The organism is Geodermatophilaceae bacterium NBWT11, from assembly GCA_014218215.1.
Lineage (GTDB): Bacteria > Actinomycetota > Actinomycetes > Mycobacteriales > Geodermatophilaceae > Klenkia.
Genome location: CP043652.1, coordinates 2488238 through 2513393, shown reverse-complemented (window position 1 = coordinate 2513393; position 25156 = coordinate 2488238). Strand labels below are relative to the sequence as shown.

General features: G+C 74.8%; 25 protein-coding genes and 1 pseudogene. 11 read left to right on the top strand and 15 right to left on the bottom strand.

The features are described 5' to 3' along the window. Positions 1–74 precede the first annotated feature (74 nt). Positions 75–404 (top strand): hypothetical protein, encoded by a 330-nt coding sequence (locus F1C76_12060; protein QNG39200.1) that lies wholly within the window; start codon positions 75–77, stop codon positions 402–404. Positions 405–447: 43 nt separating this feature from the next. Next, complete coding sequence (locus F1C76_12055) at positions 448–747, top strand: hypothetical protein (protein ID QNG37222.1); 300 nt, start codon at positions 448–450, stop codon at positions 745–747. A 47-nt stretch (positions 748–794) separates the two neighbouring features. Here the strand turns inward: F1C76_12055 and F1C76_12050 are convergent, their stop codons facing one another. Beyond that, positions 795–1880 carry a hypothetical protein gene (locus F1C76_12050; GenBank protein ID QNG37221.1) on the bottom strand — a complete coding sequence of 362 codons (1086 nt, stop codon included), beginning with the start codon at positions 1878–1880 and terminating at the stop codon, positions 795–797. Positions 1881–2040: 160 nt separating this feature from the next. Here F1C76_12050 and F1C76_12045 point away from each other — a divergent pair, with 160 nt between their 5' ends. Further along, positions 2041–3681: a GGDEF domain-containing protein gene (locus F1C76_12045; protein QNG39199.1), complete on the top strand. Its 1641-nt coding sequence runs from the start codon at positions 2041–2043 to the stop codon at positions 3679–3681. Here the strand turns inward: F1C76_12045 and F1C76_12040 are convergent. The 11 genes from F1C76_12040 to F1C76_11990 form a co-directional block, all read right to left on the bottom strand. Continuing rightward, on the bottom strand, positions 3659–4432 hold the full coding sequence (locus F1C76_12040) for an IclR family transcriptional regulator (protein ID QNG37220.1): 774 nt from the start codon (positions 4430–4432) through the stop codon (positions 3659–3661). The genes F1C76_12045 and F1C76_12040 overlap by 23 nt on opposite strands. Further along, a complete protein-coding gene (locus tag F1C76_12035) occupies positions 4401–5318 on the bottom strand; it encodes an oxidoreductase (protein ID QNG37219.1) in 918 nt (305 codons plus the stop codon). Before F1C76_12035 ends, F1C76_12040 begins: the two co-directional genes overlap by 32 nt. Further along, a complete protein-coding gene (locus F1C76_12030; GenBank protein ID QNG37218.1) occupies positions 5315–5584 on the bottom strand; it encodes a hypothetical protein in 270 nt (89 codons plus the stop codon). The genes F1C76_12035 and F1C76_12030 overlap by 4 nt, the downstream gene beginning before the upstream one ends. Beyond that, complete coding sequence (locus F1C76_12025) at positions 5581–6666, bottom strand: aromatic ring-hydroxylating dioxygenase subunit alpha (protein ID QNG37217.1); 1086 nt, start codon at positions 6664–6666, stop codon at positions 5581–5583. The genes F1C76_12030 and F1C76_12025 overlap by 4 nt, the downstream gene beginning before the upstream one ends. Before the next feature lie 225 nt (positions 6667–6891). Further along, positions 6892–7935, bottom strand: a complete 1044-nt coding sequence (locus F1C76_12020; GenBank protein QNG37216.1) for an MFS transporter — start codon at positions 7933–7935, stop codon at positions 6892–6894. Then, positions 7932–9161, bottom strand: coding sequence for a 2-hydroxyacyl-CoA dehydratase (locus F1C76_12015; protein QNG39198.1), 1230 nt, complete (start codon positions 9159–9161; stop codon positions 7932–7934). Before F1C76_12015 ends, F1C76_12020 begins: the two co-directional genes overlap by 4 nt. A gap of 1169 nt (positions 9162–10330) precedes the next feature. After that, positions 10331–11542: a CoA transferase gene (locus tag F1C76_12010; GenBank protein QNG39197.1), complete on the bottom strand. Its 1212-nt coding sequence runs from the start codon at positions 11540–11542 to the stop codon at positions 10331–10333. 148 nt (positions 11543–11690) lie between these two features. Beyond that, on the bottom strand, positions 11691–12455 hold the full coding sequence (locus F1C76_12005; protein ID QNG39196.1) for an amino acid ABC transporter ATP-binding protein: 765 nt from the start codon (positions 12453–12455) through the stop codon (positions 11691–11693). A gap of 13 nt (positions 12456–12468) precedes the next feature. Further along, positions 12469–13365: an amino acid ABC transporter permease gene (locus F1C76_12000; GenBank protein QNG37215.1), complete on the bottom strand. Its 897-nt coding sequence runs from the start codon at positions 13363–13365 to the stop codon at positions 12469–12471. Next, positions 13362–14243, bottom strand: coding sequence for a transporter substrate-binding domain-containing protein (locus tag F1C76_11995; GenBank protein ID QNG37214.1), 882 nt, complete (start codon positions 14241–14243; stop codon positions 13362–13364). Before F1C76_11995 ends, F1C76_12000 begins: the two co-directional genes overlap by 4 nt. Positions 14244–14391: 148 nt before the next feature. Continuing rightward, positions 14392–14922, bottom strand: a complete 531-nt coding sequence (locus tag F1C76_11990; protein ID QNG37213.1) for a MarR family transcriptional regulator — start codon at positions 14920–14922, stop codon at positions 14392–14394. Positions 14923–15129: 207 nt separating this feature from the next. Between F1C76_11990 and F1C76_11985 the strand changes: the two genes are divergently transcribed. Both F1C76_11985 and F1C76_11980 read left to right on the top strand, forming a co-directional pair. Then, on the top strand, positions 15130–16479 hold the full coding sequence (locus F1C76_11985) for a hypothetical protein (protein ID QNG39195.1): 1350 nt from the start codon (positions 15130–15132) through the stop codon (positions 16477–16479). 115 nt (positions 16480–16594) lie between these two features. Continuing rightward, positions 16595–17401, top strand: a pseudogene (locus F1C76_11980) (PaaX family transcriptional regulator). Between the two features lie 27 nt (positions 17402–17428). Here F1C76_11980 and F1C76_11975 read toward each other — a convergent pair. Then, positions 17429–17869, bottom strand: a complete 441-nt coding sequence (locus tag F1C76_11975; GenBank protein QNG37212.1) for a winged helix-turn-helix transcriptional regulator — start codon at positions 17867–17869, stop codon at positions 17429–17431. A 65-nt stretch (positions 17870–17934) separates the two neighbouring features. Here F1C76_11975 and F1C76_11970 point away from each other — a divergent pair, with 65 nt between their 5' ends. From F1C76_11970 to F1C76_11950, 5 genes are read left to right on the top strand one after another with little or no spacing between them, the layout of a single operon-like run. After that, complete coding sequence (locus tag F1C76_11970) at positions 17935–18840, top strand: SDR family oxidoreductase (GenBank protein ID QNG37211.1); 906 nt, start codon at positions 17935–17937, stop codon at positions 18838–18840. Positions 18841–18853: 13 nt separating this feature from the next. Then, entirely contained in the window at positions 18854–19717 is an 864-nt protein-coding gene (locus F1C76_11965; protein QNG39194.1) for an amidohydrolase, read from the top strand. Beyond that, entirely contained in the window at positions 19714–21255 is a 1542-nt protein-coding gene (locus F1C76_11960; GenBank protein QNG37210.1) for a long-chain fatty acid--CoA ligase, read from the top strand. The genes F1C76_11965 and F1C76_11960 overlap by 4 nt, the downstream gene beginning before the upstream one ends. After that, a complete protein-coding gene (locus tag F1C76_11955) occupies positions 21252–21716 on the top strand; it encodes a MaoC family dehydratase (protein QNG37209.1) in 465 nt (154 codons plus the stop codon). The genes F1C76_11960 and F1C76_11955 overlap by 4 nt, the downstream gene beginning before the upstream one ends. Positions 21717–21776: 60 nt before the next feature. Beyond that, complete coding sequence (locus F1C76_11950; GenBank protein ID QNG37208.1) at positions 21777–22349, top strand: TIGR00730 family Rossman fold protein; 573 nt, start codon at positions 21777–21779, stop codon at positions 22347–22349. Here the strand turns inward: F1C76_11950 and F1C76_11945 are convergent. After that, entirely contained in the window at positions 22340–22840 is a 501-nt protein-coding gene (locus F1C76_11945; protein ID QNG37207.1) for a DinB family protein, read from the bottom strand. The two genes, F1C76_11950 and F1C76_11945, sit on opposite strands and share 10 nt — an antisense overlap. A 53-nt stretch (positions 22841–22893) precedes the next feature. Here F1C76_11945 and F1C76_11940 point away from each other — a divergent pair, with 53 nt between their 5' ends. Beyond that, entirely contained in the window at positions 22894–23997 is a 1104-nt protein-coding gene (locus tag F1C76_11940) for a geranylgeranyl reductase family protein (protein ID QNG37206.1), read from the top strand. Here F1C76_11940 and F1C76_11935 read toward each other — a convergent pair. Then, positions 23990–24775 carry a GGDEF domain-containing protein gene (locus F1C76_11935; GenBank protein QNG39193.1) on the bottom strand — a complete coding sequence of 262 codons (786 nt, stop codon included), beginning with the start codon at positions 24773–24775 and terminating at the stop codon, positions 23990–23992. The genes F1C76_11940 and F1C76_11935 overlap by 8 nt on opposite strands. Between the last annotated feature and the right edge of the window lie 381 nt (positions 24776–25156).

Here is a 25156-nt window from a genome sequence, read left to right as displayed (position 1 = left end):
CCGGCCCGGCGGGCACGAGGCGTGGAGACATCCGACGAGCGAAGGAGAACGACATGGCCAGCGGAGTGGCGAGCGTGTGGGTGCCCGTGGACGACATGGAGCGGGCCCGGGCCTTCTACCGGGACGTCCTGGGCCTGCCCGAGGGCAAGGTCACCGAGGACTGGAGCGAGTTCGACGCCAACGGCCTGATGATCGGGCTGAACGGGCGTGAGGACACCGGCCACTCGCACGGCGGCGCGGTGATCACCTTCCAGCCCGACGGCGGCATCGAGTCCGAGGTCGAGCGGCTCCAGGGCGCCGGGGTGGAGTTCACCGGCGGGATCAGCGAGCACCCGTGGGGCAAGATCGCGCCCTTCAAGGACACCGAGGGCAACGACCTGCAGTTCTACGCACCCCCGGCGTGAGGTGCGTGCCGGGGCCGCCCTGCGGCCCCGGCACACTGCGCGCATGACCACGACCGTGCAGTTGCGTCGCTACGCCGTCGAGCCGGGCCGGATGGCCGACTTCCTCGCCTGGTTCCCCTCGATCGTCCCGGTCCGCCGGCAGTACGGCTTCCGGGTGCTCCAGCCGTGGGTGGACGAGACCAACGACGCCTTCGTCTGGGCCGTCGAGCTCGACGGCGACGAGGACCGCTTCCGCGAGGTGGAGGCCACCTACAACGCCTCGGCCGAGCGTGCCACCGCCTTCGAGACCTTCCCGAAGGTGATCACCAGCCAGGTCAACTCGTTCGTCCGGCCGGCTCTCTGACCTCGGCGGGCTCGTCGTCGGAGCCGTCGGGCTGCTCCTGCAGCGCGTCACGGCGGAACCGCCAGACCAGGCCGAGGACGACGAGCTCGACGGTCGCCGCCCCCGCGGCGACCCACTGCTCGGTGTAGAAGAGCAGCACGTTGACCAGGGTGAGGGCCAGCAGCAGGCCGCCCTGGCCGATCTCCACCCCCGCGCCGGTCGCGGCCCCGGAGCAGCAGCACGGCCGCGACCAGCAGCAGCACGCCGACGACCAGGTCCAGGCCGACCCGCAGGAGCAGCAGCGTGACGCCCAGCCCGTCCTGGATGCCCACCCGGGCGTAGTCGTTCGCCGCGTCGGCCAGCGACGTCGTCGTCCCGTCGAGCAGGTCGACGCCGATGGTGGCGACCACCGCCAGGTCGCCGACGGCGACCACCCCCAGCGCGACCAGGGCGCCGACGGTGAGGCGGCGCAGCCGGGGACCGGCGAGGTGCCGGTCGGCCCAGGCCCCGGCCCGGTCGGCCAGCCTGCGCAGCCGCCCCGGCTCCTCGATGCCGCCGTCCAGGGCGCCGCTGCGGGTCAGCTCGAGCAGCTCGCCCGCCAGCCGGGACAGCCGTTCGACGTCCGAACGGCCGGCGGACTCCAGCCGCCGCTCCAGCTCGCGCCGGTCGTCCCGGGAGAGGTCGCGGTCGACCACGTCGCCGAGCAGCTCGAGGGCGGCGTGCAGCTCGGCGCGGGGCGAGTCGTCGCGCTGTCCGCGCACCCGGAAGTACAGCCAGAGCGCCAGCACGAACACCGCGTAGGCCACCGGCGCGGCGGCGGCGAAGAAGTAGTCGTTGTCGACGGTGATGAACTTGCCGATCTCGTCGACGAACAGCCCGGCACCGATGCCGGTGAGCAGCCCCGCCCAGGGCAGCGCGGAGCGGTTGGCCAGCACCAGCGGCAGCACTCCACCGACGAAGAGCAGCAGTCCGCCCCACACCGCGTGGGCGATGTGCAGGGTGTCCCCGCCCACGGTGGGGTAGTCGGTCAGCTCGAGGTACAGCCGGGTGACCACGATGGAGCCGCCGAAGCCCAGCAGCACCAGCTGCAGGTAGCGGTCGGCGTCCAGCCGTCGCACGAGGTGGTCGAGTCGTCGGCGGAGGGAGGCGGGCACGTCGTCGACTGCCCCGCCCCCGACACGGCCAACCACCCCGTGACCTGGGTGTGACCGATGCGGCACGATCGGGTCCAGGAACACCCGGGAGGGTGGGAAGCGGCACTCCCGGGTTCATGAGGGGGGCCGGACTGACGATGGGGAGGACGTGGGCGACGCGATGGTGGTGACGGGCGGGCAGGCAGCGGGTGCCGCCGTGCCTGTTGCCGTGCCCTCGACCGCGCCCACCGCCGCCCGCCTCGAGGCCACCCTCGACGACCTCGAGGCCCTCTCCCGCTTCGACCGGGACATGGACCTGGCCGCCCGCGGCGCCGAGGTGGCCGCGGCCGACGCCCGTGCTCTCGGGCTCACCGAGTTCGAGCTGCGGGCCGACCTGGTGGCCGCCGACGTCCGCCGTCGCCGCGGGCACGTGGCCGAGGCCGGCCGCACCGCGCACGACGTGCACCGCTGGGCGACCGACCACGAGGCCACCCACCTGCTCTCCCGCAGCCACTTCCTGCTGGCCTCGGTGTTCCAGGAGCTGGGCGACCTCGCGGTGGCCCTGGAGCACGCCGTGCACGCCGTCGAGCTGCTGGCCGACGACGCCCCGGCACAGCTGCAGATCGACCACCGCGTGCGGCTGGCCGACTGCCTGGGCCTGCAGGCCGACGCCACCGCCCAGCACCGCTACTCCGAGGTGCTCGAGCGGGCCGAGGCCCTGGGCGACCTGGACCGGCTGCTCCTGATCCTCAACAACAGCGCCTACACCGCCTCCCTGGCCGGGGTGCACGACACCGCGCTGGAGCGCTCCACCCGGCTGCAGGCGCTGTCGGCCCAGCACGGCATCGGGCTGGACGTCGGCCGGCTGGACACCGTGGCCCGGGTGCTCGTCGGGCTCGGCCGCCTCGACGACGCCGAGGCGGCACTGCGGCCGGCGCTGACCCCGGAGGTGCTCGCCGGCTCCCCCGACGGGGACGACGGTGCCGACTTCCTCCTCACCCACGCCGAGGTGCAGCGCGCCCGCGGCCACCTCGGCGAGGCCCAGGCCAGCCTGGACGAGTGCGTCCGGCGGTGCGAGACCCACGGGCTGACCGCCATCCGGGTGCGTGCCCGCCGCGCCCAGGCCGAGCTGCACGCCGCGCAGGGTGACTTCGAGGCCGCCTACACCGAGCACGTGACCTACACCCGCGACGCGCTGGACCAGCTCGACGCCCAGCGGGACTCCCGGGCCCGCACGCTGCAGGCGATGTACGAGACCACCGAGGCCCGCCGGCAGAGCCGCCGGTACCGCGAGCTGTCGCTGCGCGACCCGCTGACCGGGCTCTACAACCGCCGCCACGTCGACGACCAGCTGCCCGCCCTGCTCGTGCAGGCCGCGGTGCAGGGCCAGGCCACCGAGGTCGCTCTGCTGGACCTGGACCACTTCAAGGCCGTGAACGACACCTGCTCCCACGAGGTGGGCGACGAGGTGCTCCGCCGGGTCGCCTCGCTGCTGGAGGGTGCCGTGACGCCCGAGCCGCCGGGTTCCTTCGCGGCCCGGATGGGCGGGGAGGAGTTCCTGCTGGTGCTGGTCGGGCTGGACGCCGAGACAGCCGCGCGACGCCTGGAGGAGGTCCGCCGGTCCATCGCCGAGCACCCGTGGGAGTCGCTCACCGGCGCCGTCCCGGTGACGGTCAGCATCGGTGCCACCAGCACGCGGTGGTCGGCCACGGCCGCCCCCTCGGAGCTGCTCAGCCGCGCCGACGGGCACCTCTACGAGGCCAAGCGCACCGGCCGCGACCGGGTGGTCGACGACCGGGTCACCCCGGCAGCGACCGGCTGATCCCGCGCGCGGCCGCCATCACCCCGGGCACGAAGGGCCGGACGACGGCGGCGGACTCCCCGCGCACCACGATCGACAGCGCCGCGACCACCTGCCCGCGCTCCCACACCGGCGCAGCGACCGACACCGCGTCGTCGGTGACCTGCCGGTCGCTGACCGCGTGCCCGGCGCGGCGCACCTCGGCCAGCACCCGGCGCAGCCGACCGGGGTCGACCACGGTGTGCCGGGTGTGCCGCTGCAACGGGGCGCCCAGCACCTCCTCCTGCACCTCGACCGGGGCGTGCGCCAGCAGCACCAGCCCCACCCCGGTGGGCGGCAGCGCGAACCGCCCGCCCACCCGGGTCAGCACGGTCACCGCGCCCCGGGCGGCGAACCGCTCGACGAAGACCACCTCGGCCCCGTCCCGCACCGCGAGCTGCACGTTCTCGTGGGTGACCTCGTACAGGTCCTCCATGAACGGCAGCGCCACCTCGCGCAGCCCCAGTCCCCGCGGGGCGAGCGCCCCGAGCTCCCACAGCCGCAGGCCCACGCGGTAGCCGCCGTCCGCGTCGCGCTCCAGGCCACCCCACGCGGTGAGCTCGGCGACCAGCCGGTGCGCGGTGGACAGCGGCACCCCCACCGCCCGGGCCAGCTCGGAGAGGGTGAGCACCGGACGGTCCCGGCCGAAGGCGTCCAGGACGGCGAGCAGCTTGCCGTTCGCCGTCCTCACCGCGGCAGTGTCACAGCTCCAGGACGAGCCGTGGCCCGGCAGCGCGCGAGACGCAGACGAACATCGTGTCGTGGGCGGCCTGCTCGTCGGGGGTGAGCAGGGAGTCCCGGTGGTCCACCTCGCCGGCCAGCACCGCGGTCTCGCAGGTGCCGCAGGTGCCCTCCTGGCAGGAGGAGAGGACGTCGACCCCCGCGGCCTCGAGCGCGGCCAGCACGGACTGCTCCGGGGTGACCGTGATCGTCGTCCCGGTGAGGCTCAACTCGACCTCGAACCCCTCGGCGCGGACGACGTCGCCGACGCCCTTGGAGGCGAACCGTTCCACGTGCAACGTCCCGGCGGGCCAAGCGGCGCAGTGCTCCTCGACGGCGGCCAGCAGCGGCTCGGGGCCGCAGCAGTAGACCAGCGTGTCCGGCCGCGGGGTGCCGAGCAGGGCGTCGAGGTCGAGCAGGCCGACCTCGTCCTGCGGGTGCAGCGTGCCCTCGAGCTCGGCCAGGAACGCCATCGAGCGCCGGCTGCGGCCGCCGTAGTGCAGCTCGTGGTCGGCGCCCGCTGCCCGCGCGGCGGCGGCCATCGGCAGGATCGGGGTGATGCCGATGCCGCCGGCGATGAAGAGGTACCGCGGGGAGGGCGCCAGCTCGAAGTGGTTGCGCGGGCCCTGCACGTCGACGTCGTCCCCCTCGCGGAGCCGGTCGTGCACGTACGCCGAGCCGCCCCGCCCGGCCGGTTCGCGCAGCACCCCGATCCGGTAGACCGACCGGTCGGCCGGGTCGCCGCACAGCGAGTACTGCCGGGTCAGGTCGTCGGTCAGCAGGAGGTCGACGTGCGCGCCGGGGGTCCAGGCGGGCAGGTCGGCGCCGGTGGGGTCGGCGAGCTCGAGGACGACGACGCCCTCCGCGCCCTCGGTCCGCCCCGCGACTCGCAGCCTCACGTGACCGCCCGCCGATCGCCTGCGGCCTGCCACGGGTGCAGCACCCGGTGCGGGGGCGGCACGTGCTCGACCGTCTCCTGGTCGGGCTCGACCACGGTGGCCGGGTGGTCGGGGTGGGCGAGCAGCCAGTCCTGCAGGTGGATCGGGTCACCGGCCTCGGCGGACGCCCCGCAGGAGCACTCCCCCACGAGCCGGTCGTTGCCGGGCAGCCAGGCCACCCGGGTGACCCGGTCGCCGTCCAGCATCCGGGTGGGCGTGGGGGTCACCGGCTGAGGACCGCGGGGCTGTCGGGCACGCGCTCGGCGCCGGCCGCGGCCTGGGCGGCGATGATCCGGCGCGCGGCGAGCCCACCGGTGTCGATGTTGATCGACAGCTCCTGGTAGCCGTCGGGCTCCCCGGCCAGGACCCGCTCGAGCGCGTCGAGGGCGTGCACGTCCTGCAGCACGACGGTGCGGTTGCTCTCCGCGAGGTAGTCGCTGACCCCCTGGTCGTCGAGGGCGAAGTCGCGAGCGACGGCCCAGAAGTCGTGCGTGGAGTGCTCGGTCTCCGGGGTGATCGCGTAGACGACCTCGACGTGGAAGCCGCCCGGGTCGGTGCCGTCCTCGGCCGGCAGCACGCCGACCGGGGCGACCCTGCTGTGCAGCAGGTAGAGGCACGGCGGGTGGAACTCGATGTCCTGCCAGCGCACGATGCGGCCCTGGATGCCGGTGGAGTTGGCGTAGAAGGGCGGGCAGTCGGCGTCGTCCATGTGCCGGGAGACGTAGACGACCTGGGCGTCCTCGTCGACCTCGGTGGTGATCGGGGTGTTCGCCACCTCGGGCGTGCCGATGTAGCCGCCGTGCAGGTACGTCTCGTGGGAGAGGTCCATGAGGTTGTCGACCAGCAGGCTGGCCCGCGCGGCGAGCGGCTCCATGCCGCTGACCGTTGCGTACCCCTCCTGGTCCAGCCAGGGCGCGCGCGGGACCGGCACGCTCTCGGCCTTCTCGTCCTCGCCGATGAAGACCCAGACGAAGCTGTCCTGCTCGACCACCGGGTACGTCTTGAGCCGGGCGGTGCGCGGCACCCGGGTCTGACCGGGGACGGCGACGCACTTCCCGTCGGCCCCGTAGGTGAAGCCGTGGTAGCCGCAGACGACGGTGTCCCCGACGAGGTGGCTGGGCTTCTCGCTCAACGGGAACCGCCGGTGCACGCACCGGTCGCTCATGGCGGTGACCACACCGTCCTCCCGTCGCCAGAACAGGATCGACTCCCCGCAGATCGTCCGCCCGAAGACCTCCCGGTCCGGGCCACTGCCGATCTCGCGCCCGTAGGCGGCGACGTACCACTGGTCGCGGACGATCGAGGTCATGCGGGGTCCTCCTGGGGCGTCGGCGGTGACGGGTCGAGCGTGACTGCCGTCACGGGGTCGGCGGAACGGGACTTCCGCGTGGCGGAAGCCCGGGGCGCCGCGACCACGCGAGCCCCCCGACGGCGGCGACGACCACGGCGGCACCGGCGAGGACCGCCGTGGACCGGGGCCCGAGCACGTCGGACCCCAGGCCCATGAGCGGCGCCCCCAGCGGCACGCCCACGATCAGGGCCACCGTGAACAACCCGGTGACCACCCCCCGGAGCTCGTCGGGGACCCGGACCTGCACGAGGGCACTGCCCTGGGAGGCCATGAACAGCGACGTGCACCGCACAGCACCAGCGCCCCGAGGTAGAGCGGGTACGTCGGTGCGAGTCCCGATGCCGAGGCCGTCACGCCGCAGGCGACCGTGCCCAGACCGACCGACACCGGCGACGGTCCCCGCAGCCCGACCGTGGTCCACACCGCCCCGGCGACGGCTCCCACGGCGAGGGCCAGCGTCGCGATGCTCACCTGGAGAGCACCCCCGCCGAACTCCCCGCTGACGGTCAGGGTGCTCAGCGTGGTCAGGTTCGGACCCACGAGCCCACCGCAGCCGACGAACCACAGCACCACGAGCAGCGCCGGGTCGTCCCGCAGGGCCGCCCACGCCCGGCGCAGGCCGCCGGCGGTCCGGGGCCTCCCCCGGCTGCGCCTGCGCAGTCCGGGCAGCAGGGTCGCGGTGAACACGGCGAAGAGCCCGACGCACCCCACGAAGACCGCGGCGGTGCCCCGTACGGCGGTCAGCCCGGCACAGGCGGCCGGGCCCAGGACCCGGCCCAGCTGCGTGGTGAGCACCACCGCGCCCACCCCGCGCGGCAGGTCCCGGGCGGGGACCAGGTCGGAGACGGCGGACGTCCGCACCGGCTGGTCGAGGGCGGCCGCGCACCCCAGCACGGCGGCCAGCACGAGCGAGGGGGCCAGCAGGTGGGTGCCGGTGAGGGCACGGACGGCCTCGACGACGGCCACGGCGGACATCAACAGCTGCCCGGCCAGCAGCAGCGCCAGCCGGGGCACCCGGTCGGCCAGCACCCCGACCACCGGGGAGAACAGCACCACCGGCACGGTCTGCAGGGCGGCGAGCACCCCGAAGGCCCAGCCGGCGACGTCGGGCACCTGCAGCAGCGCCAGCGTCTGGCCCAGCCGGAGCATCCAGATGCCGGTGCCCGAGCTCAGCGCACCGAGCACGTAGCCCAGGAAGTACCCGCGCAGCACGCCCGGGCGGCTCACCGGACCGGGTGCAGCCCCGCGACGAAGTCCTCCAGTCGGCGTCGGGCGAGGGCGCCACCGTCGTGCGCGGTGTTGTCCAGGTCCAGCCGGAGAACCGGGACGCCGGCCGCCTCCAGGCTGCGGACGACGAAGGGGTCGGCGTCGGCGATGGCCACGGCGGCGTCCACCCCGTGCCGCCGGGCCTCCTCGACGTGCCAGGGGCCGGCCCACCCGGGCATCCTCAGCTCGTCGCCCATCACGGCGAACCTGCTGGCCAGCGCCCGCACAGGGTCCTGCCCGGGGGCACACTGCCGCTCGTAGCCGTCGGCGGCCAGCGCCAGGTACATCGACCAGACGAACACCGCGCCGTGAGTGTCCTCGAGGTGCTGGTACAGCCCGGTGTCGCCCCACATGCCACGGCCCACCCACATCAGCCGCAGCCGTTCGTCGGCGACCACGCCCTGCCCGGCCGCCACCCGCTCGGCGAGCTCGTCACGCAGGGCGCGGGCGGCGTCACGGGCCCAGACCGACCCGCGGTGCCACTGCGGCACCATCGTGGCCGGCATGGTGTCCACCACCCCGGCCGGGGCCGGGCGGGCCGCCGCCAGCAGGTCGCGGGCCTCCCGGTTGGCCTGCGCCTGCTCGTTGGCCAGCTGGAGCACCTCGGCGAGCCGGTCGGGGTCCAGCCGCCGCCCGGTCTGCTCCTGCACCCCGCGCACCACCCCGGCCAGCTCGGCCTGCAGCAGGTCCAGCCGGGCCGGTTCCAGGGCGGTGTCCCAGTCGTGCCGCAGGTCCTCCCACCAGGTCGGGGACAGCTCCCAGCGCGTCTCGGCCGACCGCTCCAGCGGCAGGTACCGGGCACCGGTCTCCCGGGCCCACGCGGTGTACAGCCGCTGGGTGGGCGGGGTGCCGAGCGAGGCCCCGAGCAGGTCCGGACGGGGCAACCCGCCCCACGGCTCCTCCCCGGTGGCGAGGTGGCTGGCGAGGCCCTGCGCGCTGTAGGGCTCGACGTCCGCGGCGTACCCGGCGGCGGCCAGCACCTCGGCGTGGCCGGCGGTGAGCCGCTTGGCCCCGACGATCGAGGCCCACCACTGGGTGACCACGTAGGGCACGTCCATCGCCCGCAGCAGCTCGTGCGGGTAGTCGGCCGAGACGACGGCGAACGGCTCGCCCTCGCGCGCCCGCTGGGTGGTCTCGGCGAACCACTCCCGCTGGTGGGCGCTGAAGGAGTCGCTGACGGTCAGCACCTTCCGGGACCGCGCCCCCGGCGGGGCGGGCCGGGCCGGCCGGTCCGTCGCGGTCGCCACGGGCCGCGGGCGAGGTCCGCTGCCGGCCCGGTCCGCGGAGAACCCGGCTGCCCGGTGCCGCCCGGCCGAGCCGCGGACGACGACCACCCGGAGGTCGGCGGGCGCACCGGCCTGCAACCGGGCGCCGTCCCAGGCGGCCACCTCGTCGCCGTCCCACGCGGCGTGCACGAGGGTGGTGGCGTCGGCCTCGCGAGCCCGGCGCACGAGGTCGGCCACCAGCTCCCCGTCGTCGGCAGCCGGACGTCCGGACCAGCGCACCGGCCGCTCGGCGAGGGCGCCCACGACGTCGGGCGTGCGGTCCAGGGCGCGGGCGACGCCGCCCCCGGAGGCGTCGAGCACCACCGCGCCGGACTCCTCGAGCACGGCGGTCAGCCACGGTTCGTCCTGGACGCTGCCCGACAGCACGATCCGGGGCCCGTTGCCGACCGGGGCCGGGGCGGAGGCGAACCCCTCGGCCACCAGGGCGGCGAGCAGCTGCTCGTGGGCGGCCGGCCCCAGCGCGGCCCCGGCCTGCCCGGCGACCTGCACGGCGTGGCCGCCCAGGCGCGGCCGGACCGACGCCTGCTCGGCGCGCAGCTCGGCGAGGACGGCGTCCCGGGACGCGACGACCGCGGCAGCCTCGCGCAGCCGTCCCGGGGTGACCTCGCTCCCGCCGACGCCCCCGAGCCAGGCCATCGCCCCGGTCAGCCGTTCCCGGCGGTAGCGGCGCGAGGTGTCCCGGTCCAGGCCCGGGGCGTCGAGGTGGTGGCACGGCGGGAGGGCGACGCCGGTGGTGCGGGCCAGCTCCCGCACCGTGGCGTACAGCCCGGCGTCGGCCGACGTCGTCCCGGTGAACAGCACCGCGGCGGCGTCGTCCCGCGCGGCCAGCACCTGGTCCAGCAGCGAACGCCCCCGCCACCCCAGCGCCACCGGCCCGGCGAGCTCGTCGAGGGTCGGGGTGGCCGCGTCCGGGTCCGCGGAGAGCTCGACCGGGTGCATCCCCGCCGCCAGCACGAGCTCGGTCGCCGAGACCGGTCCGACCAGCAGCACGACGGGTCCCGCACCCCGCCAGCCGGCGGGGTCCCGACGGGCGGCGTGCGCCGCAACCAGTGCCTGGTACGGGGACGGCATCAGATGACCCCGCGGTCCCGCAGCTCCTGCACCCGCTCCTCGTCGTAGCCGAGCAGGTCGCCGTAGACGTGGTCGTTGTGCTGCCCCAGGTGCAGCGGCAGGACGTCGTCGAAGCCGACGCTGCCCGAGGTGAACGTGATCGGCACCCCGGCGGTGTGCAGGCCCTCGGCCGGGCCGTGCACCGGGTGCACGACCGGGACGGACTCCTGCCGGCGCAGCGTGCCCGGGTCGGCGAGTGCCTCCTCCGGTGTGCGCACCGGGGCCGCCGGCACGCCCTGCCGCTCCAGCAGGTCCAGCACCTCCGCGACCGGGAGGGTCCTGGTCCACGCCTCGATGCGGGCCTCCAGCTCGCGGGCGTTGGCGACCCGGCGGTCCCGGCTGCGGAACCGGTCGTCGTCCCCGAGCGTGGGGTCGCCCATGGCGCTGAACAGGCCGGTGGCCAGCTTGTCGTGCACCGCGACGACCGCCACCCAGCCGTCGGCGCACTCGAAGACGCCGAAGGGCGAGAGCCGGTGCACGGTGCGCCCGGTGCGGGCCTCCATGCCGGCCTCGGCCATCGCGCCCCAGTTCTCGATGGCGACGAAGGAGGTGAGCGCACCCAGCATGGAGACGTCGACCCAGTCGCCCAGGCCCGTCCGGTGCCGGCGCTCCAGTGCCGCCAGGATGCCGATGACGCCGAAGACCGGGGCGAGCATGTCCGCCACCGGGATGCCCAGCCGCACCGGCGGGTCCTCGGCCTCGCCGCTGGTGTACATGACCCCGCTCAGCGCCTGGACCAGCACGTCCATCGCCTTGCTGCCGGCCCGGGTGTCCTGCCCGAAGCCGCTGAGGGAGAGGTACACCGCGCGCGGGTTGACCTCCTTGACCCGCGCGTAGTCCACCCCGAGGCGCTCGGCGGTGCCGGCGGTGAAGTTCTCCACCACGACGTCACACCTGGCCACCAGGTCGGTGAAGACCTCGGCGGCCATCGGGTGCTTGAGGTCCAGGGTCACGCCGGACTTGCCGCGGGACCGGGTGAGGTGGGAGAGCGAGACGTCGTCGGGGCCCTGCCGGCCCACGGTGACGCCGTCCGCCCCCAGGTAGGGGCTGTTCTCCCGGGCCAGGTCGCCGGAGTCGGGGTCCTCGACCTTGACCACCTCGGCACCGAGGCCGGCCAGCAGCAGGGTCGCGTAGGGCCCGGCGAGCGCGCGGGTCAGGTCGAGGACCCGGATCCCGGCCAGCGGCCGGTCGTCGGTCTCGGGGGTGGGTGTCTCGTTCGTGGGCACGGTGGGGCTCCAGACCCGACGGGCACCCCGGTCGCCCGCCTGGGCGGGACCGGTGGAGGACGTCGGCGTGGGAGGGACGGGGGGTGTGGGGGCCTCAGGAGGCGGCGGAGAACCGGTGCAGGAACGCCTGCAGCCGCTCCGTCTGCGGCCGGCCGAACAGCTCGTCGGGCGGGCCCTGCTCGACGACCCGGCCGGCGTCCATGAAGACGACGCGGTCGGCGACCTCGCGGGCGAACTGGAGCTCGTGCGTCACCACGACCATCGTGGTGCGCTCCTGGGCCAGGGACTTCATGACGGCGAGCACCTCACCGACGAGCTCGGGGTCCAGCGCGCTGGTGGGCTCGTCGAAGAGCATCAGCCGGGGGCGCATCGCCAGCGCCCGGGCGATCGCCACCCGTTGCTGCTGGCCGCCGGACAGCTGCACCGGGTAGGCCTCGCCCTTGTGGGCGAGCCCGACCCGGTCGAGCAGCTCCCGGGCCCGGGCCCTGGCCTCGGAGACCGGCTCGCCGAGCGAGCGCACCGGGGCCTCCCAGACGTTGCGCTCCACGGTGAGGTGGGCGAAGAGGTTGAACGACTGGAAGACCATGCCCATCCGGCGCCGCTGGGGCGCGGTCCTGCGGGCGGGCAGCCGGCGCAGCACGCCACCGCGGTCGACCCGGAAGCCGAGCAGCTCGCCGTCGAGCTCGATGGAGCCGGCGTCGATCTGCTCGAGCTGGTCGATGCAGCGCACCAGCGTCGACTTGCCCGACCCCGAGGGGCCGATGACGACGACGACCTCGCCCTCGGTGACGTCGAGGTCGACGTCCTCCAGGGCGGTGACCTCGCCGAACACCTTGCCCACACCGCGGGCGCGCAGCACCGGGGTCGCTGGGTCAGTAGCCACGGGAGAACCGCCGTTCCAACCAGGACTGCCCTGCGGTGAGGGCCGCCACGAGGACGATGTACCAGACGATCGCGACGATGAGCAGCGGCACGACCTCGAAGGTGCGGGTGTAGACCTCGCGGGCGGCGCCGAGCAGGTCGGTCATCGCGATCACGCTGACCAGCGAGGTGCCCTTGAGCAGCGAGATCACCTGGCTGCCCATCGGCGGCAGGATGATCCGGGTGGCCTGCGGGAGCCGGATGCGGAAGAAGGTGTCCCGCCCGGGCAGCCCCAGGGAGCTGGCCGCCTCGAGCTGACCCCGCGGCACCGCCGACAGCCCCGACCGGATGATCTCCGCGCTGTAGGGGCTGTTGTAGAGCGACAGCCCGACGACCGCGGCGGTGTACGGGGTGATGACGTCGTTGGCGCTCCACTCCCCGAACGACGGCCCGAACGGGATGCCGAGCGACAGCACGGGCACCAGGTAGGCCAGGTTGAACCAGAACAGCAGCTGCACCAGCGGGGGCACGCTGCGGAAGACCGCGATCCAGGCCGTGGCCAGGTAGCGGACCGGGGCCAGCGAGCTGAGCCGGGCCAGGCACACCAGCGCCCCCAGTGCGGTGCCCAGCACCGTGGCGACGGCGGTGAGGACGACGGTGGTGACCAGCCCGTCCAGGATCGGCTCGGCGAACAGGTACTCCCCCACGACCGACAGCTCCAGCCGGTCGCTGCGCAGCACGAAGGCGACCACCTGGGCCACGAGCAGCACGAGCACGACCCAGGCCAGCCACAGCAGGGGACGGCGTTCGGGGCGGCTGTCCCGCGCGTCCACCGTCGTCCCCCCGTCGGTCGCCCGGGTCGCTCCGACCACCGACCGGGCCGGGGACTCCGGGCCCTGGACGCTCATGCCGGGTTCAGCACGGACTCGTCGACCATCGAGTCCGCGAGGTTCCACTCGGTCATGAGCTCCTCGTAGACGCCCTGGTCGATGAGCGCCTGGAAGGCAGCGGCCATGGCCTCCCCGACGCCGGACCCGGCCAGCGACATGCCCGCCGTCAGGTCCGACGTGCCGGTGTCCTCCACGATGACCTCGTAGCGGCCCTCGCGCTGCAGCTGGATGTAGCGGCTGTCGCTCTCGTTGGCGGCGAAGGCGTCGGCGCGCCCGGAGTCCACGGCCAGCCGGGCACCGTCGGCGGTGAGCGGGAGCGGGGTCAGCTCGCCGTCGCTGCCACCGGCGCAGTCCTCGGCCAGCGCGGTCACGAAGGACTCCATGGAGCTGCCCTCCTCGTAGGCGACCGTCAGCCCGCAGAGGTCGCCCGGCTCGGTCAGCTCGTCGGCCCGCTCGGCCGGGATCAGGTAGGAGGGGCCGACGGTCAGCCAGCCCACCAGGTCGAAGTCCTGCTGGCGCTCGGGGGTGGCCCGCACGCCCCCGACGAAGAAGTCGGCCCGGCCGGACTGCAGGGACAGCAGCACCGAGTTGAGCCCGTCGGTGGCCTGGAACTCGATGTCCACGCCCAGCACCTGCTCCATCGCGGCCTGCAGGTCCGGGCCCAGCCCGGTGAACCCGTCCTCGCCGTCGACGTAGAACGGCGGCTTGGGCGCCGCGGTCCACGTCATGGTGCCGCTGTCCTGGATGGCCTGCGGCAGCAGGTCGGCCGCCTCCTGGGAGAACTCGGCCTGCACGGCCCCGGCACCGCCCGACGCGTCGGCCGACTCCCCGCCGTCGTCCCCGGACCCGCCGCAGGCGGCCAGGGTGAGCAGGGCAGCGGTCGCTGCCGCGGTCATGAGCCTCTTCATCGCGAACTCCAGTCCTGGGCGCGTGCCGCGCCGCATCACGTCGGTGTGATCCACAGCTCACCGGTGACAGGAAGCTAGTCGTCTGCGTGACGGCCGTCAAGAAAGTGCCGCACGTTCTCGACGCGCCCCTCGGGGCTCAGGGCCGGTGTCGGCGTCGCTCCGTCGCCTCGCGCTCGGAGTGCAGGTCGCCGAAGTGGCCGCCGGCCAGGGTCTCCGCGGCCCGGGTGAGGGCCGACAGCAGGAGGTCGCGCTCGGGCTGGGGCATGCCGGCGTGCAGGCGGTCCTCCACGGCGACCACGTCGGCCAGACAGGCCTCCAGGACGGCGGCGCCCTGGTCGGTGAGCCGGACCAACCGGATCCGGCGGTTCTCCGGGTGGGCCCCCCGCTCGGCCAGACCCCGCGCCACCAGGTCGGCCAGCACCAGGTGGGTGGCCTGGGCGGACACGAACGACAACCGGGCGAGCTCGGCGTTGGAGCGGGGCACCTGGTCGCTGAGCAGCAGCAGCACCCGGTACTCCGGGACGCTCACGCCGTGCCGGGCGGCGATCGCGTCGGTGGACCGGGTCAGCGCCCGCGCCAGCCGCTGGGCGACGTACTCCACCCGGCCCGCGGCCGCCCGGGGCAGACGACCGGGATCGACCGGGGACCCTGTGCCCTCACCTGCCACACCGGGGAGTCTCGCAGCGGGCTGGACATCTCAAGCTGCTTGACATCATCGGGAGTCCGGGTGGACGCTCGCCGCCGTCCGGTGGCCCCCGTCACAACCGCCGGCCGCGGCGGCCCGACCGGGCGGCCGCACCCGTCCACCCGTGGAGGCAGCCGCGTGCGCACCCGCTCCCGAACCACCCCGAGGACCCGCCGGGCCGCCACCGTGGTGGGCGCCCTCGCCCTGCTGCTGGGGACGGCGACGGCCCCCGCCGCAGCCGCGCCCGCCGGCGGGGTCCCCTGCCAGGTCGACTCGGCAGCCCGACCCACCTGCATCAGCGGGGTGCTCACCGACGGCACCCCGTACGAGTTCCTCGTCCCGGCCGACTGGAACGGCACGGTGGTCGTCGCACTGGACTTCGTCGGCGCCGGGCCCGCCGAGGCGCTGACCCAGCGCCTGCTGGCCGAGGGCACGGCCCGCGGCGGCACCACCCGCACCGTGACCGGGTGGGACATCGCCTCCGCCATCGACAACCAGGCCGAGGCGCTGGCCCGCTTCGAGGCCGCCTACGGCCCGGCCCGGCACGCGGTCGCCGCCGGCACCTCGATGGGCGGGTTCGTCTCCGCCGGCGTCGCCCAGGTGCACCCCGACGTGTTCGACGGTGCCGTCCCGATGTGCGGTGGTCTCAGCGGCTCCGTGCCGCAGTGGAACCAGAAGCTGGACACGGTCTTCGTGCTCGAGCAGCTCGTCGCGCCCGGGCTGCCGGTCCTCGAGGTCCCCGACGTCCCGGCCGCCCAGCAGGCCTGGATCCAGGCGCTGACCACCGCCCAGCAGACCCCCGAGGGCCGCGCCCGCATCGCGCTGGCGACCGCGATCGGGCAGCTGCCGAACTGGGGCGTGCAGCCGGACGGCACGCAGCCGCCCCCGCCCGGTCGCCACGACGTCGCAGCCCTGCAGGAGGGCGCCTTCCTGGCTCTCGCCGGCGGTCCGCTGCCCTACATCGGACAGGCCATGAGCAGCCGGGCCGCCCTCACCGCCGCGGCCGGTGGCAACCCCTCGTGGAACACCGGTGTGGACTACGCCCGACAGCTCCAGGCGGCCGACCCCGAGGCCCGCCGCGTGGTGCGCGAGCTCTACGCAGCCGCCGGCATCGACCTGCGCGCGGACCTCGCCGCCCTGGCCGGGGCACCCCGGATCGCCGCGGACCCCGCCGCGGTGGACCGCTTCTCCGAGGGCATCGTGTTCGACGGGGAGCTGCAGGTCCCGGTGCTGACCCTGTCACCGACCGGCGACCAGATCTCCACCGTGGCCCAGCAGCAGCACTACGAGTCCCTGGTGCGACGGGCGGGCAGCGCGTCCCTGCTCCGGCAGACGTACACCGCGACCGTCGGGCACTGCACGTTCTCGGCGGCCGAGCAGCAGGCCGCGATCGACACCCTCGTCCAGCGACTGGACCGTGGGCACTGGCCGGCGACCTCGGCAGCCGCGATGAACGCCCGGGCCGCCGCCCTGGGCGCCGACCCCGCCCCGCGCTACGTCCCGTACACCCCGCCCCGCTTCAACCGCCCGTTCGGCTGACGGCCGGCGGGGGTCCGCGCAGGTCATCGGTGACACTGGCCAGGTGGAGGACGTCGAGGAGCAGGAGCACGCGGCCGCCGGCGCGACGGCCGGCGGCCCCGAGGACGTGGCACTGCGCCCGGAGAGCCTGCTGCTCACCTTCTACGGCGCGCACGTGCTGGACCGGGGCCTGCTGGTCGCCACGCCCAGCCTGATCGACGTGATGGACGGGCTGGGCGTGACGGCACACGCCACCCGGTCGGCGATCACCCGCATGGTGCGCCGCAGCCGACTGGTGGGCCACAAGCGCGGCCGCCAGGTCTACCTGGGCCTGACCCCCTCCTCGGTGCAGGCCCTGCGCGCCGGCTACACCCGCATCTGGCGGGAGGACGCCACGGCCGACCGGCAGTGGGACGGGCAGTGGACGCTGCTGTCCTTCCACCTGCCCGACGCCTGGCAGCGCCAGCGGCACGAGCTGCGCACCCGGTTGCAGGCCGCGGGGTTCGGCCTGCTGCAGGGCGGGTTGTGGGCGGCCCCGGGCACGGTGGACATCGGTGCGGCGCTCGGCGACCTGGAGGCGGCCGCCCACGTCCGGGCCTTCACCGCACGACCGCACGCCGGCCTGGACCCCGCCGTCCTGCTCGGTGAGGTCTGGGACGTGCCCGCGGCCGCGGAGACCTTCGAGGCGTTCACCCGCCGCTGGGACGGCGGCAGCTCCGACCGTCGGCACACCGACCCGCTGGCCCGTCAGCTGGCCCTGCAGGAGGAGTGGCGGCTGGCGCTGCGGGACACCCCCCGCCTCCCGCTGGACCTGCTGCCGAGCCCGTGGCCCGGCGAGCAGGCCCAGGCGTTGTTCTCCGCCGAGCACGCCCGGGTCGAGCCGGCCGCCCGGGCAGCCGCAGCGGCCTGCCTGGACACCATCCCCGAGGAGCAGACCGCCTGACCCGGGGCGGCCGCCCCGGCCGTCGGCTCAGGTGGTGGCCGACCAGATCCGGGTGAGCAGCTCGCGCAGGACCTGCCGGTCGGCCTCGTCCAGCAGGGCCATCGGCGACTCGACGGCTGCCGCGGCCGCGGTGCCGGCCAGGCCCCGCACCCGACGTCCGGCGGCGGTGGCGACCACGAGCCGGGTGCGGCGGTCGGCGGGGTCGGGCCGCCGCTCGACCAGGCCCGCGGCGGTCAGCTCGTCGACCAGCAGGACCACCTGGGAGGGGTCCAGACCCAGCACGGTGGCCAGTGTGCGCTGGCTCACCCCGTCGGCCGTCTCGCAGGCGAGCACCAGCACCGAGTACTGCCGCACACGCAGCCCGTGCTCGACCAGGGCGGCGTTCGTCGTCCGGACGACCGCGCCACTGGCCCGGGAGAGCAGGAAGCCCAGGTCCTCGCTCAACGGTCTGTCCATGAGTTCCTCCATCGTTGACAACCTCCACGATACCCGCCTACGGTCCCGGCACCACCCCCACTCATCGAGGAGAACCCGTGGAGCTGACCGGCAAGGTCGCCGTCGTCACCGGATCCGGGCGGGGCCTCGGCCTCGCGTACGCCCAGGAGCTCGCCCGCCGCGGTGCGGCGGTCGTGGTCAACGACGTCGACGCGGAGGTGGCCGAGGCCGCGGTGCAGTCGATCACCGCCGCCGGGGGCAGCGCCGTGGCCGAGGTCGTGCCGGTGGGCAGCAGCGAGACCGCCCAGGCCCTCGTCGACCGGGCGGTGGCCGAGTTCGGCCGGCTCGACGTGCTGGTCAACAACGCGGGCATCCTGCGCGACACCACGCTGTGGAAGATGACCGACGACCAGTTCGACGCCGTCATCACCACCCACCTGCGCGGCACGTTCACCTGCACCCGGGCCGCCGCGGTGAAGCTGCGCGAGCAGGGCGAGGGCGGGCGCGTCATCTGCATCGGCTCCCCCACCGGTCAGGTCGGCAACTTCGGCCAGACCAACTACGCCGCGGCCAAGGCCGGGATCGTCGGCATGGTGCGCACCTGGGCGATGGAGCTGGCCCGCGCCGAGATCACCGTCAACGCCGTCGTGCCGGTCGCGGCCACCGCGATGACCGAGACGGTGCCCTTCCTCGAGCCCTACGTCACCGCGCTCAAGGCCGGCGAGCAGCTGCCGCCCTACGCCCGCCAGCAGCTGGCCTTCGGCTCCGCCGACGACGTCGCCGGGCTGATCGCGTTCCTGGCCTCGGACGCCGCGGCCGGCATCACCGGGCAGGCCGTCGGCATCGGCGGCGACCGGCTCGCGCTGTGGAGCCACCCGTCGGAGGTCGTCGTCGAGTTCGCCGACGGCACCGGCTGGTCGGCCGACGCCATCGCCGCGATCTGGCCCGAGCGGTTCGAGGCCTCGAAGCAGACCGTCGGCCAGCAGTTCGAGCCGGAGTCCTGAGATGGCCCTGCAGCTGGACCTGGAGAACCTGGTCGCCATCGACGTGCACACCCACGTGCACGCCGACACCCACGGCCACTTCGCACTGGACGACGAGCTCAACGCTGCTGCCGCGAAGTACTTCAAGGGCGACCCCTACGACCCGACCGTCCCGGACATCGCCGCGGACTACCGCAGCAGGAACATGGCCGCGGTCGTCTTCACCGTCGACATCGAGCACGCCACCGGGCACCCGGCGCTGTCCAACGAGGAGATCGCCGACCTCGCCGCGCAGCACCCCGACGTGCTCATCCCGTTCGGCTCGGTCGACCCCGCGCGCGGGGCCAAGGGCATCGCGCTGGCCCGGAAGCTGGTCGAGCAGCACGGGGTCCGCGGGTTCAAGTTCCACCCGTCGATCCAGGCCTTCGAGCCCAACGACCGCGCGGTGTACCCGCTGTACGAGGAACTGCAGAGCCTCGGCGTCCCGGCGCTGTTCCACACCGGCCAGACGGGCATCGGCGCGGGCCTACCCGGCGGGCGCGGGATCAAGCTGCGGTACTCCGACCCGATGCTCCTCGACGACGTCGCCGCCGACTTCCCGGGCCTGACGATCATCATGGCGCACCCCTCGGTGCCCTGGCAGGACGCCGCGATCTCCATCGCCACCCACAAGGCCAACGTCTACATCGACCTGTCCGGCTGGTCACCGAAGTACTTCCCGCCGCAGCTGGTGAAGGCGGCGAACGGGCGGCTCAAGCGCAAGGTGCTGTTCGGCTCGGACTACCCGCTGCTCAAGCCCGACCGCTGGATGGCCGACTTCTCGACGCTCGAGATGAAGCCCGAGGTCGTGCCGCTGATCATGAAGGAGAACGCCATCGTCGCCCTGGGGCTGCGGTGAGGAACTCCGGGCTCGGGTCCTGGCCCGAGCGCCGGCTGCGGATGTCGCCGCAGAAGCCGGCCATCTGGTTCGAGGGGACGACGACGACGCACGGCGAGTTCGCCCTCGCCGTCCGCCGGGCGGCTTCGGTCCTGCACGACCTGGGCGTCCAGCGTGGCGACCGCGTCGCCTGGCTGGGCGCCAACCACCCCGTCGGCCTCGAACTGCTCTACGCCTGCGGCCAGCTCGGCGCGGTGTGGGTGCCGGTCAACGCACGGCTCACCCCGCCCGAGGCGCAGTACGTGCTCGCCCACTCCGGGGCTTCGCTGGTGGTGCACGGCCGCGAGCACGGGACGACGGCCGACGTGCTGCGGGACCAGCTGCCCGCCGTCCGCACCTGGATCGCCGCCGAGCCGCCGCTCGAGGGCGGCGCCGACAGCCTGGACTGGACGACGCTCACCGCGGCGGCCGCACCGCTGCTCCGCGACGAGCCCGTGACCCACGACGACGTCTGCCTGGTCATGTACACCTCGGGCACCACCGGCAGGCCCAAGGGCGCGGTGCTCACCCACGGCAACATGACGTGGGCGTGCCTGGACCAGGTGCTCAGCCTGGAGGGCGGCCCCGACGAGCGGACGCTGGGCCTGGCCCCGCTGTTCCACGTCGGCGGGCTCAACGGCACGGTCAACCCGACCCTGCTGCGCGGGGGCTGCGTCGTCCTGGTGCGCGGGTTCGACCCGGCCGCGACGCTGCAGGTGATCAGCGAGCAGCGGGTGACGTCGTTCTTCGCCGTCCCCACGATGATGGACGCCCTCGCCCGGCAGCCCGGCTTCGCGACCCTCGACCTCTCCGCCCTGCGGACGGTCGCCGCGGCAGGGGCTCCCCTGCCGCTGCCGCTGCTGCACACCTGGCTCGACCGCGGGATCACCGTGCAGCAGGCCTACGGCATGACCGAGACCGCACCGGCCGGCACGATGCTGGACAGCGCGGACGCGGTGGCCAAGGTGGGGTCGGCCGGGAGGTCGCAGTTCTTCGTCGACGTCCGGGTGGTGCGGCCCGACGGCACCGAGTGCGCGCCCGGCGAGATCGGCGAGGTGGTCGTCTCCGGCCCCAACGTGATGCAGGGCTACTGGGACGCCCCCGAGGCGACCGCCGCCGTGCTCGTGGACGGCTGGTACCACTCCGGGGACGCCGGGTCGGTCGACGAGGACGGCTACCTGACCATCCGGGACCGCTACAAGGACATGATCATCTCCGGCGGGGAGAACGTGTACCCGGCCGAGGTGGAGTCCACGATGCTGGAGCTGCCAGAGGTGCAGGAGGTCGCCGTCATCGGCGTGCCCGACCCGTACTGGGGCGAGGTCGGCCTGGCCGTCGTCGTCCCCACGCCCGGCACCGTGCCCGACGCCGACGCCCTCCGCGCCACGCTGCGGGAACGGCTCGCCGGGTTCAAGGTGCCCAAGGAGGTCCGGTTCGTCGACGAGCTCCCCAAGACCGCGACCGGCAAGATCCGCAAGCCCGACCTACGCCAGACGTACTCATCGAGGAGTGACGCATGACCACCACCACGACGATCGCCGACCTGCCGGGCCTGAAGGGCACCGAGCTGGGCACCAGCGACTGGTACGAGATCACCCAGGAGGCGGTCAACACCTTCGCCGACGCCACCGGTGACCACCAGTGGATCCACATCGACGTCGAGCGCGCCAAGGCCGAGAGCCCGTTCGGCGGGCCGATCGCGCACGGGTTCCTCACCCTGTCGCTGCTGGTGCCGCTGGCCACCCAGACCTACACGATCACCGACGCCGTCATGGGCGTGAACTACGGGCTGAACAAGGTCCGCTTCCCCGCGCCGGTGCCGGTGGGCTCGCGGGTGCGGGCCACGGCCACCCTGGCGAACGTCGAGGAGGTGGCCGGCGGGGTGCAGAACACCCTGTCGGTCGTCATCGAGCGCGAGGGCGGCGACAAGCCGGTCTGCATCGCCGAGTGGGTCACCCGCGCCTACGGCCAGCCCGCCTGACCCTGATGGAGTGCCACGGCGCAGGAATCCTCGCCCGTGGCACTCCATAAGGTCGACGCCATGCGCATCGCCGTCTTCACCGGGTCCCAGGCCGGGCCGCCGTCCCACCAGCACGCGGCCACCGCGTTCGCCGAGTCCCTGGCCCGCGCCGGGGTCGGCATCGTCTACGGCGGCGGCAAGGTGGGGATGATGGGCACGGTCGCGGACGCCGCGCTGGCCGCCGGCGGCGAGGTGGTCGGGGTCATCCCGCAGCACCTGGTGGACGACGAACTGGCCCACCCCGAGCTGACCGACCTGCGGGTGGTGTCCTCGATGCACGAGCGCAAGGCGGCGATGGCCGACCTCGCCGACGCCTTCGTCGCGCTGCCCGGCGCGGCCGGCACGCTCGAGGAGCTCTTCGAGGCCTGGACCTGGGGGATGCTCGGCCTGCACGCCAAGCCGACCCTGCTGCTGGACGTCGACGACTTCTGGCAGCCGCTGCTCACCCAGCTGCACCGCATGGTCGACGACGGCTACCTCGACGGCCGCCGGCTCGACGCCCTCGGCGTGGTGCACACCGCCGACGGGCTGCTGGAGTTCGTCGAGCGGTACGAGCACCCGCAGCGGAAGTGGACCCGCCCGGCTCAGGGCTGAGCGAGGTCGGCGGCGCCCTTGCCGTCGATCGACTCCCGGACGACGTCGGCGTGCCCGGCGTGCCGGGCCAGCTCCTCGACCAGGTGCAGCAGGACCCAGCGCACGGTCGGCTCGGCGGTCGGGTCGACGTACTGCCGGGTCTCCGCGCTGAGCGGCACCGGCCGGTCCAGGTCGGGCTCGGCGCGCACGACCTGCTCGGTGCGGACGGCGGCGGCGTCCCAGCGGGCCAGCAGGGCGGGCACCGTGTCCTCGGCGGTGAGCTCGAACCCGGCCACCCACCCGGCCGGGCCCTCGTCGGGCACGACCCCGCCGACGCGCGCCCCGACCCAGGTGTCCTCGGCCCAGACCGCGTGCTTCACCAGCGCGGCCAGCGACAGGCCGCTGGCGCTGGGCACCGAGCGGGCCTGCTCCTCGGTCAGCCCCGAGACCGCACCCCGGAACGCGGCCCGCTGCTCGGCGATCGACCGCAGCCACAGCTCGTGCTCGCTCATGCGCCCAGCCTGCACCGGCGCGGCCCCGGGCGGAACCACCTACCGTCGGCACCGTGGAGACCTGGGACGTCGTCGTGGTCGGCGGCGGCCCGGCCGGAGCGGCCACCGCGCTGGCCGCCCGCCGGCACGGCGCCTCGGTGCTGGTGCTCGACCGGTCGGACTTCCCCCGCGACAAGGTCTGCGGTGACGGCATCGCCCCCGAGGCCCTCGACGTCCTGGCCGTCCTCGGGGTGGACGTCGACGCGCTCACCGACGGGTACCCCGCCGTCCCGCGGCTGCGGCTGACCTCGCCCTCGGGCCGGACCGTCGAGCGGACGATGCACCGGCCGGCCGTCGTCGTCCCCCGGGCGGTGCTCGACGGCCGCATCCTGGACGCCGCACTGGCCGCCGGCGCCGCGTTCCGCCGGCACACCGTGAAGCGGGTGACGCCGGGTCCGGACGGCGTGGACGTCGACGGGGTGCTGCGGGCCGGTGTGCTCGTGGGGGCCGACGGCGCGGAGTCCGTCGTCCGCCGGGCGCTGGGCATCGGCCCGAACCGGCCGGACCGGCTGGCCATCGCGATCCGCGGCTACGCCCCCGCCGGCGAGGGGGGCGTGCAGGTCATCACCACCACCGACCAGCGCTGGCCGGCCTACGCCTGGTCGTTCCCGATCGGCGACGGCCGGGCCAACGTCGGCTACGGCGAGCTGGTCAGCGGCGGCGCGACCCGCGCCGGGCTGCTCGAGGGCCTGCACCGGCTGCTCCCGGGCGTCGATCCGACCGGGCTGCGGGCACACCGGCTGCCGCTGTCCACCGGCCGCCCGCGTCTGCCCGACGGCCGGGTGCTGCTGGCCGGGGACGCGCAGTCGCTGATCAACCCGATGACCGGGGAGGGCATCTTCTACGCGGTGCTCTCCGGGGCGCTGGCCGGTGCGGCCGCCGCGCAGGGCGCCGGTGCCGGACGGGCCTTCCGTTCCGCGCTGCGGGCCCGCCTGGGCGTCCACCTGGCGCACTCCTCGACGGCCTCCTGGGTGAGCCGCTGGCCACGGGTGATGGACGCGGCGTTCCGGGCGGCCGGGGACGACCAGCGGGTCTTCGACGACGTCGTCGCCCTCGGCCTGGCCGACGGCCGGCTGACCGCCCGCACGCTGGCCGCGGCGGCCCGCCGGCTCAGTTGAGGACGGCCACCTCGGCGACCTCGGAACGGTCCCGGCCGCCGCGCTTGGCCGCGTACAGCGCGCCGTCCGCGGCGGCGTAGAGCGCCCGGACGTCGGGTGCGTGGGTGGGTGCGTGCGCGACACCCACGCTCACGGTGATCGGCAGCGGCGAGCCGTCGGCCAGCAGCAGCGGGGCAGCGCGGACGGCGAGCACCAGGTCCTGCGCCCGGGCGCGGGCGACGTCGGTGGCGCAGCCGGGGAGCAGCACCGCCAGCTCGTCCCCGCCCAGCCGGCTGACCACGGCGTCGGTGCTGCGCACCGCGGCGGTGAGGACGGCGCCCACGTGCTGCAGTGCGGCGTCCCCGACCGGGTGGCCGTAGCGGTCGTTGACGGTCTTGAAGGAGTCGACGTCGACCAGCACGAGCGCGGTGCCGGTCTGCGCGCCGGCCGAGGTGAGTGCGGTGGCCAGGGCGTCGTCCAGCACCCGGCGGGTGACCAGCCCGGTCAGCCCGTCGACCGCGGCCAGCCGCTCGAGGCGGTCCAGCAGCCGGCGGGTGTCCTCGACGTAGTGCAGGGTGGCGCCGCACAGCAGCGTCAGGCTGCCGCAGACCATCACCGCGTCGACGGTCCGGAACGCCGTCCACGGGGCGACCAGTGCCAGCACGGTGACCGCCGAGAGGCAGGTGAGCCCGGTGAGCGCGATCGCGAGCGGGCGGCGGAGCTGGCTGGCGGCGAAGACCGCGGGCAGCCCCATCAGCGAGACCCCGGCGTCGAGCTCCCCGTAGAGCAGGCCCCACATCGACGCGCAGGCCACGATCGCGGTGAGCGCCCCGGCGACGACCGACAGCTGGCTGGTCGCGCTCCCTCGCGGCGCGGTCGCGCAGACCAGGCCGTTGACCACGAGCAGCACCAGCACGACCCAGCCGAAGCCCGGCGCGGTGCCGCCGAGGGCGGGGAGCAACAGCATCAGCGTCAGGTCGAGCAGCGCGCCGCATGCGAGCAGGGCGGCGGCCACCAGGGGGCCCAGGCGCGGGTCGCGCGGGGCCAGCCACGTCGGGACGGTCCACGGTGGCCGTCGGTCGGGGGTGTGCACGACGGGAAGATCGGCAGGTCAGCGCCCCGACTTCGTCCGTCGGCGGTCGCCCTCACCCCCCGGGGTGGGCCCGTGTGGGACCGTGGA